This window comes from Soonwooa sp. T0.1_25, assembly GCF_057652215.1.
In genome coordinates this window covers 1-14,002 of sequence record NZ_JBYFBZ010000009.1, presented here as the reverse complement: position 1 = coordinate 14,002, position 14,002 = coordinate 1, and the positions used below count along the sequence as shown (strand labels likewise).

General features: G+C 35.1%; 12 protein-coding genes and 1 riboswitch. Of the genes, 5 read left to right on the top strand and 7 right to left on the bottom strand.

Translation table 11 applies throughout. From position 1 onward, the window contains the following. Positions 1-70: 70 nt before the first annotated feature. On the bottom strand, positions 71-2,887 hold the full coding sequence (locus AC23MB_RS11125; protein WP_487787276.1) for a TonB-dependent receptor plug domain-containing protein: 2,817 nt from the start codon (positions 2,885-2,887) through the stop codon (positions 71-73). Between the two features lie 109 nt (positions 2,888-2,996). Then, positions 2,997-3,101, bottom strand: a riboswitch (SAM riboswitch). Positions 3,102-3,325: 224 nt separating this feature from the next. Between AC23MB_RS11125 and AC23MB_RS11120 the strand changes: the two genes are divergently transcribed. The 4 genes from AC23MB_RS11120 to AC23MB_RS11105 all read left to right on the top strand — a co-directional run bounded on the left by AC23MB_RS11120 (position 3,326) and on the right by AC23MB_RS11105 (position 8,260). Beyond that, the gene (locus AC23MB_RS11120; RefSeq protein WP_312323828.1) at positions 3,326-3,487 is read left to right on the top strand and encodes a hypothetical protein; all 162 of its coding nucleotides are present in this window, start codon (positions 3,326-3,328) and stop codon (positions 3,485-3,487) included. Beyond that, positions 3,484-4,689: a metallophosphoesterase family protein gene (locus AC23MB_RS11115; RefSeq protein ID WP_313028847.1), complete on the top strand. Its 1,206-nt coding sequence runs from the start codon at positions 3,484-3,486 to the stop codon at positions 4,687-4,689. Before AC23MB_RS11120 ends, AC23MB_RS11115 begins: the two co-directional genes overlap by 4 nt. An 8-nt stretch (positions 4,690-4,697) precedes the next feature. Beyond that, positions 4,698-4,991, top strand: coding sequence for a GIY-YIG nuclease family protein (locus AC23MB_RS11110; RefSeq protein ID WP_374329099.1), 294 nt, complete (start codon positions 4,698-4,700; stop codon positions 4,989-4,991). A gap of 245 nt (positions 4,992-5,236) precedes the next feature. Then, on the top strand, positions 5,237-8,260 hold the full coding sequence (locus AC23MB_RS11105) for an AAA family ATPase (RefSeq protein ID WP_487787275.1): 3,024 nt from the start codon (positions 5,237-5,239) through the stop codon (positions 8,258-8,260). 48 nt (positions 8,261-8,308) lie between these two features. On the opposite strand, the gene AC23MB_RS11100 is transcribed toward AC23MB_RS11105, so the two are convergent. The 3 genes from AC23MB_RS11100 to panD all read right to left on the bottom strand — a co-directional run bounded on the left by AC23MB_RS11100 (position 8,309) and on the right by panD (position 10,539). After that, the gene (locus AC23MB_RS11100; RefSeq protein WP_487787274.1) at positions 8,309-8,809 is read right to left on the bottom strand and encodes an FKBP-type peptidyl-prolyl cis-trans isomerase; all 501 of its coding nucleotides are present in this window, start codon (positions 8,807-8,809) and stop codon (positions 8,309-8,311) included. A gap of 371 nt (positions 8,810-9,180) precedes the next feature. Then, positions 9,181-10,185, bottom strand: a complete 1,005-nt coding sequence (locus tag AC23MB_RS11095; protein WP_313028837.1) for a lysylphosphatidylglycerol synthase transmembrane domain-containing protein — start codon at positions 10,183-10,185, stop codon at positions 9,181-9,183. Between the two features lie 3 nt (positions 10,186-10,188). After that, positions 10,189-10,539, bottom strand: coding sequence for an aspartate 1-decarboxylase (gene panD / locus AC23MB_RS11090; RefSeq protein ID WP_079668297.1), 351 nt, complete (start codon positions 10,537-10,539; stop codon positions 10,189-10,191). A gap of 335 nt (positions 10,540-10,874) precedes the next feature. On the opposite strand from panD, the gene AC23MB_RS11085 reads away from it, so the two are divergent. Beyond that, positions 10,875-11,165 (top strand): HU family DNA-binding protein, encoded by a 291-nt coding sequence (locus tag AC23MB_RS11085; protein WP_079668296.1) that lies wholly within the window; start codon positions 10,875-10,877, stop codon positions 11,163-11,165. Positions 11,166-11,238: 73 nt separating this feature from the next. Here AC23MB_RS11085 and AC23MB_RS11080 read toward each other — a convergent pair whose 3' ends face one another. The 3 genes from AC23MB_RS11080 to AC23MB_RS11070 all read right to left on the bottom strand — a co-directional run bounded on the left by AC23MB_RS11080 (position 11,239) and on the right by AC23MB_RS11070 (position 13,694). After that, positions 11,239-11,838, bottom strand: a complete 600-nt coding sequence (locus AC23MB_RS11080) for an acetyltransferase (protein WP_487787273.1) — start codon at positions 11,836-11,838, stop codon at positions 11,239-11,241. Between the two features lie 6 nt (positions 11,839-11,844). After that, complete coding sequence (locus AC23MB_RS11075) at positions 11,845-12,450, bottom strand: sugar transferase (protein WP_487787272.1); 606 nt, start codon at positions 12,448-12,450, stop codon at positions 11,845-11,847. 80 nt (positions 12,451-12,530) lie between these two features. After that, the gene (locus AC23MB_RS11070) at positions 12,531-13,694 is read right to left on the bottom strand and encodes a glycosyltransferase family 4 protein (protein WP_487787271.1); all 1,164 of its coding nucleotides are present in this window, start codon (positions 13,692-13,694) and stop codon (positions 12,531-12,533) included. Positions 13,695-14,002: the final 308 nt, after the last annotated feature.

The following is a 14,002-nucleotide window of genomic DNA, read 5'->3' as shown; positions in this document are numbered from 1 at the left end:
TTAATCTAATTAAATTAGAATTCAATAAAAAAGCCATCGAAAATTACTCTTGATGGCTTTTTGAAAAATATTAAAACGTCACACTTAACTTACTAAACACATATCTTCCATTCTGTCCAAACTGCGATGTAGAACGAGAATAGACAAATTGATCGTTATTAGAAGAGAAAGGCAAATTCTTGGTTGGATAGATATCAAATAGATTATTCACACCAATTGTCAAATTAAAATTCTTATTGATGTTATAACCAATCGACAAATCGGTGATTATCTTATCCGAAATTAGTTGATGTTCGTTAGGAAGTGTAATTCCATCAAAGTTGGCATCAAGAATATCGGCACCCCAAACTTTTCCGTAATAGGTATTTCTTAAGTAAAAATTAAAATCTTTCCAAGACAAATTATTTGAAAGACTCGCCTTAACTTTTGGCACAGAATCTTCCAAATAAATACGAGATTTTTCAGAGAAATAAACATTTTCTAAACCTGCATTTCGTAACAAATCCGAAGCATGAATATCACCAACTTTCTGAGTTTTGGTAAGGTTAATAGCGAAATCATTATTTAATTTGAAATCGCCTGTTCTATAATTATGACTCACGACAACATCCAAACCTTTGGTTTCGGTATCGATAGAATTTGCAAAAAACTGAGCTGCATTTACACTTGCACGGTCCAACTCATTTCTTACAGCCTGTAAGTTCGGATTAGCTTCAATCTGTTTGTCCGTCGGTCTTGAGAACTGATCTGTCAATACAATTCTGTTATCAATTTTAATGTAATAGGCGTCCGCAGTAATATTTAAATTAAGTGTCGGGATTTTGTATGCAAAACCTGCGCTCACTGATTTTGAAGTTTCCTGTTTTAAACTCGGAATCCCGAAACCTTTTGCAATTTGAGATTCGTTGCTAAAAGTTCCAACTTCTTTTAGCTCACCATTGACAAACAAAGTCGAAGTTGTGTTGTAATAAATCTGATGAATAGACGGCGCACGGAATCCTGTCGATCCTGCAAAACGGAAATTAAGCTGATCTGTAAGTTTTATTCTAGACGCCAATTTATAGTTAAAAGTCGATCCAAAATCCGAATAATTCTCATAACGCAAAGCAGCATCAACTAACAACCAATCTGTGAAATTAAATTCTGCGTCAGCGTAAGCTGCATAAGAGTTTCTGCTTTTGTCTGTTTTATTTTCATTTCTAAAACCAGCAAAAACTTGAGAACCGCCTGGCAAAGCATTTCCAAAGAAATCTGTAGGATTAACAGAAGTCAGCGTCTGAGGATTTCCGTTAACATCATAAGCCGTGTAAGAAGCCTCCTCACCAGAATTTATTTTGAAATTTTCATGACGTTGCTCGAGTCCAAAAGCAAGATTCAAACCTTTGAAAACATCAAAAGATTTATTAAATTCTAAATTAACTGTGTTTTGTAAAAATGCTAAACCTCCAGCTTTAAAAGATGACGGCGACGCAAATCGCAAACTGGTATTGCTTGTATTTTTAATGGTATAATCAAAACTATTTTGACCGAAAGTATTACTAAGATCAATATTCCAACCATCAAATTTCCCTCTGACGCCGGCAGAGAACGACACGTCTTGGATGCTTGTGTTAATTTGTGGTAAGTAACCATCAAGATACAATCCAGTAAAAGTTCTTGATTGTGATGGACGTCTGAAAAAACCTCCTGAAGAACCATTTCTTGTCGAATATCCACCGAAAGTGTAGACCTTCCAGTCATCACTTATTGGTACTTCAACATTTGCAAATATTTGATGGCTATTAAGTTTGGACTGTCCAACTTGCATGTTAAAATCTTTTCTTGTTAAACCGCGATATGCCAACTCTTGATCGGTAAAATAATTCAGTTGATCTTTTGTAAAAGAACTCGGATTTAAAACCGATTGCAACGCAGAAATACTATTAGCAGACTGGATTTTCGACTGCAAATCGCCACCGAAATAGCTAACATCTTGCGCATATTGATGTATTAAATTCACAAAATCTTGTTCACCAGCTGAACCTTTCAATTGTCCAATATTGCTAAAATAAGACGCCAAGTTCACACCATTTTCAGCAGCTCTTTTTTCGATAGCATTATAGGCATTGTAGATAGGATCACTTTCTGTACCTGCTCTTCTTGTTGGTTCACGGAATTGTGAAGACCAAGTTAAATTATAAAAACCGCCTTTGCTGCCGATTTTGTTGCCATAATTCAAGTCCACTTGAAATTGTTGTCCATCATAATTCCCCGTGTGATCGTTAGCAGTCGGTGTCAAATAACCTCCATAATTAAACTGTCCAGTCAATTTTCCAGTATCACGTTTCAATTGCAAGTTGAGCACTCCTGCAATCGCGTCCGATCCATATTGCGCTGATGCACCATCGCGAAGAACTTCGATTCTGTTAAGCGCAAAAGCTGGAATTGCATTAAGGTCTGTCCCAACAGTTCCTCTTCCTGGCGTCCCATTTACATTGATTAAAGCGGAAGTATGTCTTCGTTTTCCATTAATCAAAACTAAAGTTTGGTCTGGTCCCAAACCGCGTAACTGCGCAGGATCCAAGTGATCCGTTCCATCAGCATTGGTCTGAATAGTCGATGTAAAAGACGGCGCAATCGAATTAAGAATTTGGTTGATGTTAGTCTGTGGCAACGACTCTTGCAAACCTTTTAGGTTAAACACATCGACAGGAACAGGACTATCTGCTTTTGATCGTCCTCCACTTCTAGAGCCAACAATCACCACTTCCTCAATATGCTTAGCAGAAGTTGTATCTTTGGGTTTTGCAACTTCTTGAGCTTGAATAGAATAAACTCCTGAAAAGAAAACAACAGCTGTCGTAACAACGACTTGTTTTCCTCGATTAAAATTAATTTTAGATTTCATATTTTAAAAATTTACTTTTAAGTTTAGAGCAAAAAAAACTTCTTCCAGCCAAAGCTGAAAGAAGTTATTATAGACAGGCATCCTAAATACCCGACAAATATCGTATTTCAACTTATTTTTCCTTTTTTCAAAGGCTGAATGTAACACCTTACCATATTTTGGCAGGTTGTTAAGACATCAATGGGTCAGATCCCTCCGTCTTTCTTAATAAGTATGACAACAATTCGCAATCATGCTACAAACTTAGGCAGAATAAATTTTTTGACGAAAATTTTTTAACGTGACAAAAATCACTTCATATATAATAGATTGAAAATCTGACATTTAAAAGACTATTCAAGGCATACGAAGTACAAAAACAAAACTTTAGTTTTACGGATTTCCTTTTTATTTTCCTTTTAAACTTCACTATCTTAGCTTCATTAAATAGGCTTAAAAATGAGCAGAAATACGGATGCCAACCGAAAAGCGCACAAGAAAAAAATCGACCAAAAGAAGAGGAAAACTCAAGAATCCGAAGAAAAACGAAAAGCTAGATTAAAAGAAATTAGAGCCAGTTTTATTGAGAAGGAGAATCAACAACAAGATAGCGAATCATGAAAATTTTACATACTGCCGATTGGCATTTAGGAAAACGCCTAGACCGATTTTCACGATTGGAGGAGCAAATTTCGGTGATGAATGAAATCATCGAAATCGCTGATGAACACAAGGTTAACATGGTAATTATTGCGGGCGATTTGTTCGATAATTTCAATCCAAGTGTTGAGGCGGTTGAACTTTTTTATAAAACTTTAAAACGACTGTCAAACAACGGAAAACGTCCCGTAATCGCCATTGCAGGAAATCACGATTCTCCCAATTTGATTAATGCGCCAGATCCTTTGGCTCGCGAATGCGGCATTATTCTTATCGGACATCCTCAAGCTAAAATTCAAGAATTTGAAGTAGAAAATTTCAAAATTATAAATTCTCTAGAAGGATTTTTAGAATTAAAATTAAATCAGTTCGCATATCCAATTCGACTAATTCATACGGCCTACGCCAATGAAGTTCGGTTGAAACAGTATTTCGGTGAAGAAAAAGAAAAAGCTTTGAACGAAACTTTAGCCGAACATTGGAAAACTATTACCGACGACTTCTGTGATGAAAACGGTGTTAATATTTTGACTACGCATTTATATATGAATAAGCGTGGTACTGCACTTTTAGAAGAACCTGAAGGTGAAAAACCAATCAAAATCGGAAATGCAGATATGGTGTATTCCGATTCAATTCCCAATCAAATTCAATATACGGCCTTGGGACATTTGCACGGCTTTAGAAATATTGGAACGGAAGAAAAACCTGTTGTTTACAGTTCTTCACCGCTTTGTTATAGCTTTTCAGAGGCTGGCCAAACCAAATTTGTTTCCATTATTGATGCAAAACCCAACCAAAACATTTCTTTTGAAAAAATTGAATTAAAATCTGGACGGCAATTGGTTAGAAAAAGTTTCGATAATGTTGATGAGACAATCACTTGGTTGACACAAAACCCCAATACATTAATTGAATTGACCATCGAATCTGATTCTTTTTTGAAAGCAGAAGATCGCAAACGAATTTTTCAAAGTCATGACGGTATAATTTATTTAATTCCAAAAGTGAAAAACATCGAAAATCAAAAGACTGAAATCGCTGAAATTGACATCACAAAAGATTTAGAGCCTCTTTTCGTCGATTATTTCAAGTCGAAAAACGCTAATCAAGAACCTAATGAAGAATTAATGGATTTGCTTAAAGAAATTCAGAAGGAATAAAGATTTCTATGCAAAATTCTTATGTCTACATATTACTTTGTTCTGATAACACTTTCTACATTGGTGTAACCTCGGACGTCCACCAAAGGCTTATAGAACATCAAGAAGGTAAGCATTTTGGGTCTTACACCTATACAAGAAGACCATTAATATTAGTTTATTATTGTGATTTTACAGATATCAACCTCGCAATTTCCTTTGAAAAGAAAATCAAAAAATGGTCTCAAGCTAAAAAGCAAGCTTTGATTGATGGCAGATTTGAAGATTTACCAAATCTTGCAAAAAAGAATTTAAAAAAATAAGACTAAAGTTCTCGATACGATTTTTTCAAAATCTACTCGAACTGACGACCGAAACAACGTTACCGACTAAGAATATTTATCTGAATTTTATTTTCAAACGTCTTAAACACAACATCGGTCGGAATAGTGAACTTGATTAAATAGTTAACATAATTATAATGATTATCTTCAGCTATCATTAAATATTTAAAACACAACGTCAGTTCGAGTAGCGCAGCGTATCGAGAACTCTAATTAAAAAAAATATGATTCCACAGAAACTAACTATAGAAGGACTTTATTCGTATCAGGAACGTCAAAGCATCGATTTTTCCAATCTTACGGAAGCAGGATTGTTTGGGATTTTTGGGGCGGTTGGTTCTGGGAAATCGTCGATTTTGGAGGCGATTTCTTTTGCATTATATGGCGAAACTGAGCGATTGAACGCCCGTGATAAACGTGCGTACAACATGATGAACTTAAAATCCAATCGATCATATATTGAATTTGATTTCATCAATCATGAAAATAAATTGTTCCGAGTAACGCGAGAATACAAACGAAATTCTAAAAATTTTGAAGACGTAAAACCTGCTTCGGCGGTGTTTTATGAATTTAAAAATGAAACTTGGGAAGCTTTGGATCACGTGAATGCGGAGGAAATTATTGGCTTAAATTATTCCAATTTCAAACGAACGATTATTATTCCGCAAGGTCAATTCAAGGAATTTTTGGAGCTGGGCGCAAAAGAAAGAACGGATATGATGAAAGAAATTTTCAATCTGTATCGATTCGATTTGCAGGATAAAGTTTCAGGTTTAAATAAGAAAAACCAAACCGAACTCGATCAACTTGAAGGAAAACTTTCTGGTTTTGAAACGATTTCGGAAGAACATATTGCTATTCAAAAAGATAATTTAAGAGAAGCGAAAACGACTCAAGAAAACTTAAAACTCGAATTTGAAAAAGTCAATTCGCATTATCAACAATTAAAAAATCTGAAATCGGATTTCGAATTGCTTTCCAAAAAAGAAACTGATTTTTCGGAATTAGAAAAAAATAAGGAAACAATTGATGCAAAAGAGGGTCAATTAAAACAGTATCAATCTGTTTCTAAACTGTTTAATGACGATTTAAAAGAAAGAAATCGAAATCAAAATCTTTTAAAATCTACGGAAGAGCAATTAAAATTAGTGGACGAACATTGTAAATCGTTGACGGATAATTCGAATCGATTACAAAAATCAAAAGAAGAATTGCAACCAAAAGTTGATGCGCTCCCGAAACAAAAAGTTCTAGAGCAAGATTTAGAGTTGTTGTTTCATGTAAAATCCGACGAATCCAAACTTGCAAAAAATGCTGAAAGTACGATTGAAGGAGAAAAGTTTGTAAAAGAATTTAAAGCAAAAGAAGAAGAAACTTCCTCAAAAATTCAAAATCAAGAGCAGGAAATATCAAACTTAAAAACTCAATTAATTTCGTCAGCAACTTTGATTGAAGTTGGCGAATGGTTTTCGAAAAAACAAAATTTCACAAACAATTTAGATAAAGAAAAACCAAATTTTGAAGCCAACAAAAAATCGATTGAAGTTCTCGATGAAAAACTAAAAAAGCTAGAACTAGAAAAGCTTTTCACAGAAATTTCAAATTTAAAAGAGGAAAAAGAAAAGCTTCAAAATCAGAAAAATCAGTTAGAAGTTTCCAAGCAACTTTCGCATTATTCTACCGAATTGCAAGATGGAAAAGCTTGTCCGTTATGCGGTTCAGAACATCATCCTTCGATTGCGGTTTTCGAAGATGTGAGCAATGATTTGAAAGTTTTAGAAGAAAAACTTTTAGTTCTGAATGGACAACTTGAAAGTTTAGAGCAAAAAGCAAAGGAAGCTGAAAGACTTCAACAAGAAAAAGTTTTGGTTTCGCAACAAGGAAAACTAATTCAAAATTCGATTGAAACAATAAAAAGTCAAATTTTGGAATTAGAAAAAACATTCATTTGGAAAGACTTTTCAAAAGACAATTTTGATGACTTTCAAAATCGTAAAACAGAAAATCAAAACAAAGAACTCCAACTAAAATCGAAAGAAAAAGAACTTAACACTTCCCGAACAGAATTAGATTCTATTCGGAAAAAACTAGAAAAAGCCAATCAACGTTTTCTGGAAATTTCAAATGAAAATTTAGAATTTAAAACCAAAATAGCGAGTAACAAAGCGCTTTTAAAAGAGTTAAATCCAAATGATTATTCAGAAAAAACAGAAGCTGAAGTTCAATTACAACTTAATAATTTAAAACAAGAAAATCAGAATACAGAAAGGGTTTGGAATCATCTAATTTCAGAAATTCAGGAAATTCAAGTCAAATTATCGTCAGAAAATACGAAGCGTGACCAATTTCAAAAACAAGTTTCGGATTTTATTTTGCAACTAGAGAGGATCCAAAATCAATTGAATGAAAATTTAGAAAAATCAAATTTCGCTGATCTTGACGCAGTTTTAGAAATTTTGAATCAAAATTTAGACGAGCAAAATATTCAACAGGAAATTCAGAATTTTAAAATTCAATTTGAAACTTTGAAAAACAGCATATCAGAATTGAAGGAAAAGCTAAAGGATTTTTCGTTTGATGAAAACCAATTTTTAGAATCTGAAAACCAATTTAAAACCAAAGAATCTGAACTTGCAGAAGCCAATAAATTGGCTATCCAAATCGCTGCTGAAATCGCTCGTTTAGAACAAGAATTCGAGAAAAAAGAAGATTTATTGAAGGAACAAGCTGCACTTTCAAAACGCGCTGAAAACCTAAAAACGATGTTCAATCTCTTTAAAGGAGCAGGATTTGTTCAATATGTTTCTTCCATCTATTTGCGACAATTATGTGATCATGCGAATGTGAGATTTCACCGAATGACGCGCAATCAATTAAGTTTACAATTGAATGATAACAACGATTTCGAAATTGTCGATTTCCTTAACGAAGGCCGAAGCCGAAGCGTGAAAACATTGTCTGGTGGACAAGCTTTTCAAGTTTCCTTGAGTTTGGCGTTGGCTTTGGCGGAATCTGTACAATCCAATGCGAAAGCGGAAAAGAATTTCTTCTTTATTGATGAAGGTTTCGGAACACAAGACGTAGAATCCGTTAACATCGTTTTTGAAACTTTGATGAATCTCCAAAAAGAAAACCGAATCGTCGGCATTATTTCCCACGTCGAAGAACTGAAAGAACGTATCCCGATGTCTTTAAGCATCGAGAAAGACGAAGAAAGAGGAAGTCTCATTCAACTTAATTCATAAAAAAAGTCACTCCAAAAAGGAGTGACTTTATATTTTCAATTCACTAGATTAGTGCGCTTCGTTTCCGTCAACACCGTGTGCGTGACCGTGAGAAAGCTCCTCTTCAGTTGCAGGTCTTGTGTTAAAGATCTCAACATCAAAGCTCAAAGTTTTCCCAGCCATTGGGTGGTTAAGGTCAGCAACAACCGTTTCTGGAGTCACCTCAACAACAATCGCGTTAAAGTTGTTACCTTGGTTGTCAGATAATGGCAACATCGCACCAACTGGCGGAATTCCACTCTCTTGGAACATATCGATTGGCAATTGCGCCACAGCATCATCTTGTCTCTCGCCATAAGCCTCAGCTGGAGAAATTGTGAACGTTTTTTTGTCACCAATAGTAAGACCTTTAATTTCTTCCTCGAATTTCGGAATCATCATCCCAACACCGTATAAAAATGTTAATGGATTTTCAGATGTTGTATTTTCTACAAAAAGTTTTTCTCCGTTAGCTTCGATCGTGTTCAGCGTGTAGCCTAAAGATACTACGTGATTGTTGTCTATTGTCATTTGTTTTGATATTTAAGGATTTCTCCTCGTTGTAATTATTTCAAATTTTATGTTTACAAAGATAATCTTTTGAAATTATTATCTTTAATAAACTTTCATTTTGGGCAATCCCCTCGCTAAGGCATTTCCCACAGCTCGGGTCGGGCTATCCGCTTGTAGTCCTCAGTCGGCTCTCGCTTCGCTCGCGCCTCCTTGCGGGCTACCGCTTCTATCCCTATTGCGAATTAACGCTGTACTTATTTGTTTAATGAATAAAGTTTCAAGTTCAAGGTTTCAAGTTCAAGGTTTCAAGTTCAAGGTTTCAAGTTCAAGGTTTGAAGTTTCAAGTCTAGAATCTTGGTTCTCGGCTCTTGAACCTTGACTCTTTTAAACTAAAACTTTCTAGCCTTCGCTAACATCGGAATCGAGATTAATCCCATCACCAACATAATGCAAATCTGCAACGGCAACGAAATAAAAGAATAAATTAATCCAACTTCACCACCAAGATTACCATCTTTCCCCATCGAGATGAATAAGGCCATAAAACCAAACTTCATCGCCAAATTAAATGCGCCAATTCCGCCAGAAGCTGGGATAATCATGCCCAAAGTCCCAACCACCAAAATGAAAAAGCCATCAGCAAATCCAAAATCAGATGTTTCGGGAAGAGAAAAACAAACCAGATAAGCCGCAAAATAATAGCAAATCCAGATTAGAACTGTATAAAGAATAAATTTTGCCTTTTGTTTCATTCGGAAGATTGACATCAATCCGTCTAGGATTCCATCAATAAAACCAACTATTTTTCCAAGAACTGGTACATTAGCTAGTCTTTTTCTTATTGCAAAGAAGATGATACCGCAAACAGCTAAGGCTCCAAAAATTAAAGCAATTTTGTTGGGGTTAATGTTAACACCAGATTGTTTATAAAATGATAAAATCGCATCGTATTTAAAAATCAAAGTCAAGCCTAAAAAAGCCAACATACAAACCAAATCGACAACTCGCTCTAGTATAATCGTCCCGAAAGATTGGTCAACAGGCACTTTTTCGACGCCATATAAAGCTGTTGCACGCGCCACTTCGCCACTTCTTGGGATGGTCAAATTCATCAAATAACCAAACGAAATAGACCACAACGAATTGCTATTCGATATCGAATGTCCCATTGGTTCCAACAAAAGATTCCAGCGCACCGCACGAAACCAATAAGCGCCCAAACCAAAACAGGCTGCAAAAGCTACCCAAAGATAATTGGCTTTCGACAAAGAAGCTTTTATCACTTCAAAGTCCAAACCCTTCAAAGCAAGCCACAAAAAAAAGCCTGCAAAAGCAAGCGATACAGCAATGGTGATTGCCGTTTTTATAGGATTATTTTTTTTAGCTTCAGCCATTCATTAGGTTAAAAGGTTGGTATCTTCGTTCGGGAAAACGATTTTTGGCTGGAAAGTTTTAGCTTCCTCAGGCGACATCTGCGCGTACGCAATAATGATTACAGTATCACCTTTGTGCACTTTTCTTGCCGCTGGTCCATTAAGACAGATTTCTCCAGAACCACGAGTTCCTTTAATAACGTAAGTGTCAAAACGTTCGCCATTGTTAACATTAACAATATAGACACGTTCGCCAACGATAAGGCCAGCTGCGTCGATAAGATCTTCGTCTATGGTAATGCTCCCGATGTAGTTAAGGTCGGACTCTGTGACTTTAACTCTGTGTATTTTGGATTTGAATACTTCTATTAACATGTTGCAAATTTACTATAAATAAGTATTTTTCAATAAAAACTAAGCTTAAATTATTTATATTAGTACAATTAACTTAACAAAAGTTTAATATCAAAATTCAAGAATCAACAATTTGCAATTGTAAAAGATAAATATTGCTAATATCCTTATACAATGGCAATAACAACATTACAACATTTAAAGAAAGCCCTTAATTTGGCAAATAATAAAATTATGAATTTTATATCATAATAAAAAAAATACTAGGTTTTTCTCTAAAAAACACAAAAAGACTTGTATGAAATGAAAAATGTTCTATATTTGCTATAACAACATAACTTTAATTAAATACAATTATGAACAAATCTGAATTAATCGATGCAATCGCAAAGGATGCAGAAATCACAAAAGTAGCTGCTAAGAAAGCATTAGAATCTTTCATCAGCAACGTTACAACCACTTTAAAAAAGAAAGAAGGTAAAGTTTCTTTAGTAGGATTCGGGACTTTCTCAGTATCTGAAAGAGCTGCTAGACAAGGTATCAACCCTGCAACTAAAAAACCAATCAAAATTGCTGCTAAGAAAGTTGCAAAGTTCAAAGCTGGTGCTGATCTAGCGACTGCTGTAGCTGGCGCTAAAAAGAAGTAATTCTTGATTCTTATACAGAATAAATCAAGGCTTCCCAGTGGGAAGCCTTGATTGTTTTATTTTGTTAGATAATTTAGTCTTGTCGGTATTTAATAATTCTAGCTGGATTGCCAACTACTACAGCATTATCAGGAATATCCTTTATCACCACACTTCCTGCACCGATCATACAGTTTTTCCCAATTTTTACACCTTGTATAACACAAGCTCCTATGCCTATTTGCGTTAACTCTCCCACTTCAACATTGCCTGCTAATGAAGCATTTGGAGAAATATGAACAAAATCTTCTAATATACAATCGTGATCTACCGCCGCATTTGTATTAATAATACAATGCTTTCCAATTTTGGAACAAGAATTAATACTTACCCCAGCCATCACAACGCTTCCAGCGCCAAGCTCTGCTCTTTTTGAAATCTGCGCGCTTGGATGAATTAATGTTTTAAAAACATAGTCCGATAGTTTATTTGCAATACTTTTTCTTGTTAGATTATTTCCAAGAGATAATGTTAGTTCTACATTTATAGGTACATGATGAATTATTGGGTAGCAAAATAAATTAAGTTTTGTTTGATCACCATCAATAAAGGCTTCAACAGGAATCTTCAATGCTTCTGCTATTTCTAAAACGACTTTACCGTGACCGCTAGCTCCGTACAAATATAAACTCATTTGCTATTAGTTTTTTCCGTTAAACGGTTCGATACTTACTTGACCTTCTTGTGAGATTCCTTCTCGTATCAAAACTTTTTTTATGGTTAGAAAGAAGATTTTGCAGTCTAACAAAAAGTTAATATTATCTACATATTCCACATCAAGCTCTAGCTTTTTGGTCCATGATATGGCATTACGACCATTGACCTGTGCCCAGCCCGTTATACCAGGTTTTATCTCGTGGCGACGTTTTTGTGTTTGGCTATACATCTCCAGATATTCGGGAAGAAGAGGTCTTGGACCAATGAGACTCATATCAGCTTTGATAACATTAATAAGTTGGGGAATCTCATCCAAAGAGGTTTTTCGTACAATAGCACCTATTTTTGTTAAACGTTTTTTATCGGGTAGAAGTTGTCCATTGGCGTCCGTTTTATCATTCATGGTTTTGAATTTGATGATTTTGAAAATCTTCTCATTCTTGCCCGGACGTTTTTGAAAAAAGAAAGGCTTGCCCTGGTTGGCAAAATATAACCCAATTGTCACCAATAAAAATATTGGCAACAGTAGAATGAAGCCAATACTCGCTAAGACGAGGTCTAAAATTCTTTTTAGGAAATTCTTGTACAACTTTTTTTATGTTTAGTTTCTAGTTTTTTGTTTTAGTCAAAACGCCGGATTTTTAATTCCGAATTTATAATTCATAATTCCTAACTTCTAGCTCCGAGTAAAGATTTATATTCTGTTAAAAGTGCATCCCAAACGACTTGCTGTTGATAGCGATCAACAATCATTGGACGGGCATTTGTTTTTAAACTATTTAATAAAGCTTGATCATTTAGCAACTTTTGCATGGCTTCTGCTAAGGCTTTTTTGTTTTTAACTGGGATAATTAATCCGTTTTTATATTCAATAATAATTTCGTTACAACCATTAATATTGCTAACTATAGAAGCCAAACCCATGGCACCTGCCTGCATCACAACATTCGGGAAACCTTCTCTATAACTCGGAAAAGTTAAAATATCAGCTATCGCCAAAAAAGGTCGCACATCCGTTTGCCAGCCGACATTAATGATGTTAGAATTGGACTTTATTTTTTCCAAAGTTGAGGTTTGCAAAGGATCAAGCTCATCCTCAAATGTGCCCACTAATATTAGTTTTGTTGCTGTGTTATTTTTACCAATCTCATCAAAAGCTTCAATAAGTTCATTAAGACCTTTATCACCCACTAATCGTCCTACAAAAATAAAAACTTTGTCATCATCTTCAATTTTAAGGCTCTTTTTTAAGACCAATAAATCATTTTGATCAAGATTATCTTTATCAAAATAAGTCGTATCGATGCCATTAGAAGATCCATTAGCAATAACTTTTAACTTCGAGCTTGTTGTTAATTTATTTTCTAAAATAAAATCGGATAGACCTTTTGAGTTAGGATAGACATGCGTTGCAGCAGTATAGGTCAACTGCTCAACCAACATCAAAATCTTACGCTTTAGACCTTGCGCTTCCATCAGTGGCAGTCCCGCTACAGTGTGTAAACGATGAGGAACGCCTGCCAACTTTGCAGCCAACATGCTGACCAGTCCCGCCTTAGGTGTATGAGAATGGATTACATCAGGTCGCTCTGATTTTAGAAATCGGTACATTTTCCATAAAGCCTTAAGGTCCTGTACAGGTGTAATCTGACGTGTCATTTCGACAGGATAACTTTTAACGCCAAGCTTCTTACCGACCTCAACTAATGCTGATGCATCTGCTGACACCGCTGTAAGGTCGAAGTGCTGATCCATGAAGCTAAGTTGCTTACCCAGTAGCTTTTCTAAAGAAATAGGGACCGTTGTTACCCTTATAAGTTTTGGCTTTGACATACATTTAAAAAACGGCTTAAAGGTATTAATTTTTGCACGATAAATAGAAAAAAGGATTCAGAAAAATAAATCTAGTATGCACCTTTTGAAGCTTTAAGTTTTGGTATAGGAAAGCTTGGGATTATTACTACTTGTACAACTAAAGACTTAAAAATCTGAATCCTTTACAGAAATCTAATGATTAAAGCAGTTGAACCTCGCCAACATATACAGAGTTGGCTACCTCCATTGCGCCGTTTCAGAAATCTAGTGCAACAAATGTTAAAATAATTAACACAATTTTATACGTTTGTCAGCATGAAAAAATA

Excerpts from the sequence above, each read along its gene's own strand:
- AC23MB_RS11095 (WP_313028837.1), bottom strand. The coding sequence starts at position 10,185 with ATGGCTGAAGCTAAAAAAAATAATCCTATAAAAACGGCAATCACCATT.
- AC23MB_RS11110 (WP_374329099.1), top strand. The coding sequence starts at position 4,698 with ATGCAAAATTCTTATGTCTACATATTACTTTGTTCTGATAACACTTTC.
- AC23MB_RS11085 (WP_079668296.1), top strand. The coding sequence starts at position 10,875 with ATGAACAAATCTGAATTAATCGATGCAATCGCAAAGGATGCAGAAATC.
- AC23MB_RS11105 (WP_487787275.1), top strand. The coding sequence starts at position 5,237 with ATGATTCCACAGAAACTAACTATAGAAGGACTTTATTCGTATCAGGAA.
- AC23MB_RS11080 (WP_487787273.1), bottom strand. The coding sequence starts at position 11,838 with ATGAGTTTATATTTGTACGGAGCTAGCGGTCACGGTAAAGTCGTTTTA.
- panD (WP_079668297.1), bottom strand. The coding sequence starts at position 10,539 with ATGTTAATAGAAGTATTCAAATCCAAAATACACAGAGTTAAAGTCACA.
- AC23MB_RS11120 (WP_312323828.1), top strand. The coding sequence starts at position 3,326 with ATGAGCAGAAATACGGATGCCAACCGAAAAGCGCACAAGAAAAAAATC.
- AC23MB_RS11070 (WP_487787271.1), bottom strand. The coding sequence starts at position 13,694 with ATGTCAAAGCCAAAACTTATAAGGGTAACAACGGTCCCTATTTCTTTA.
- AC23MB_RS11125 (WP_487787276.1), bottom strand. The coding sequence starts at position 2,887 with ATGAAATCTAAAATTAATTTTAATCGAGGAAAACAAGTCGTTGTTACG.
- AC23MB_RS11115 (WP_313028847.1), top strand. The coding sequence starts at position 3,484 with ATGAAAATTTTACATACTGCCGATTGGCATTTAGGAAAACGCCTAGAC.
- AC23MB_RS11100 (WP_487787274.1), bottom strand. The coding sequence starts at position 8,809 with ATGACAATAGACAACAATCACGTAGTATCTTTAGGCTACACGCTGAAC.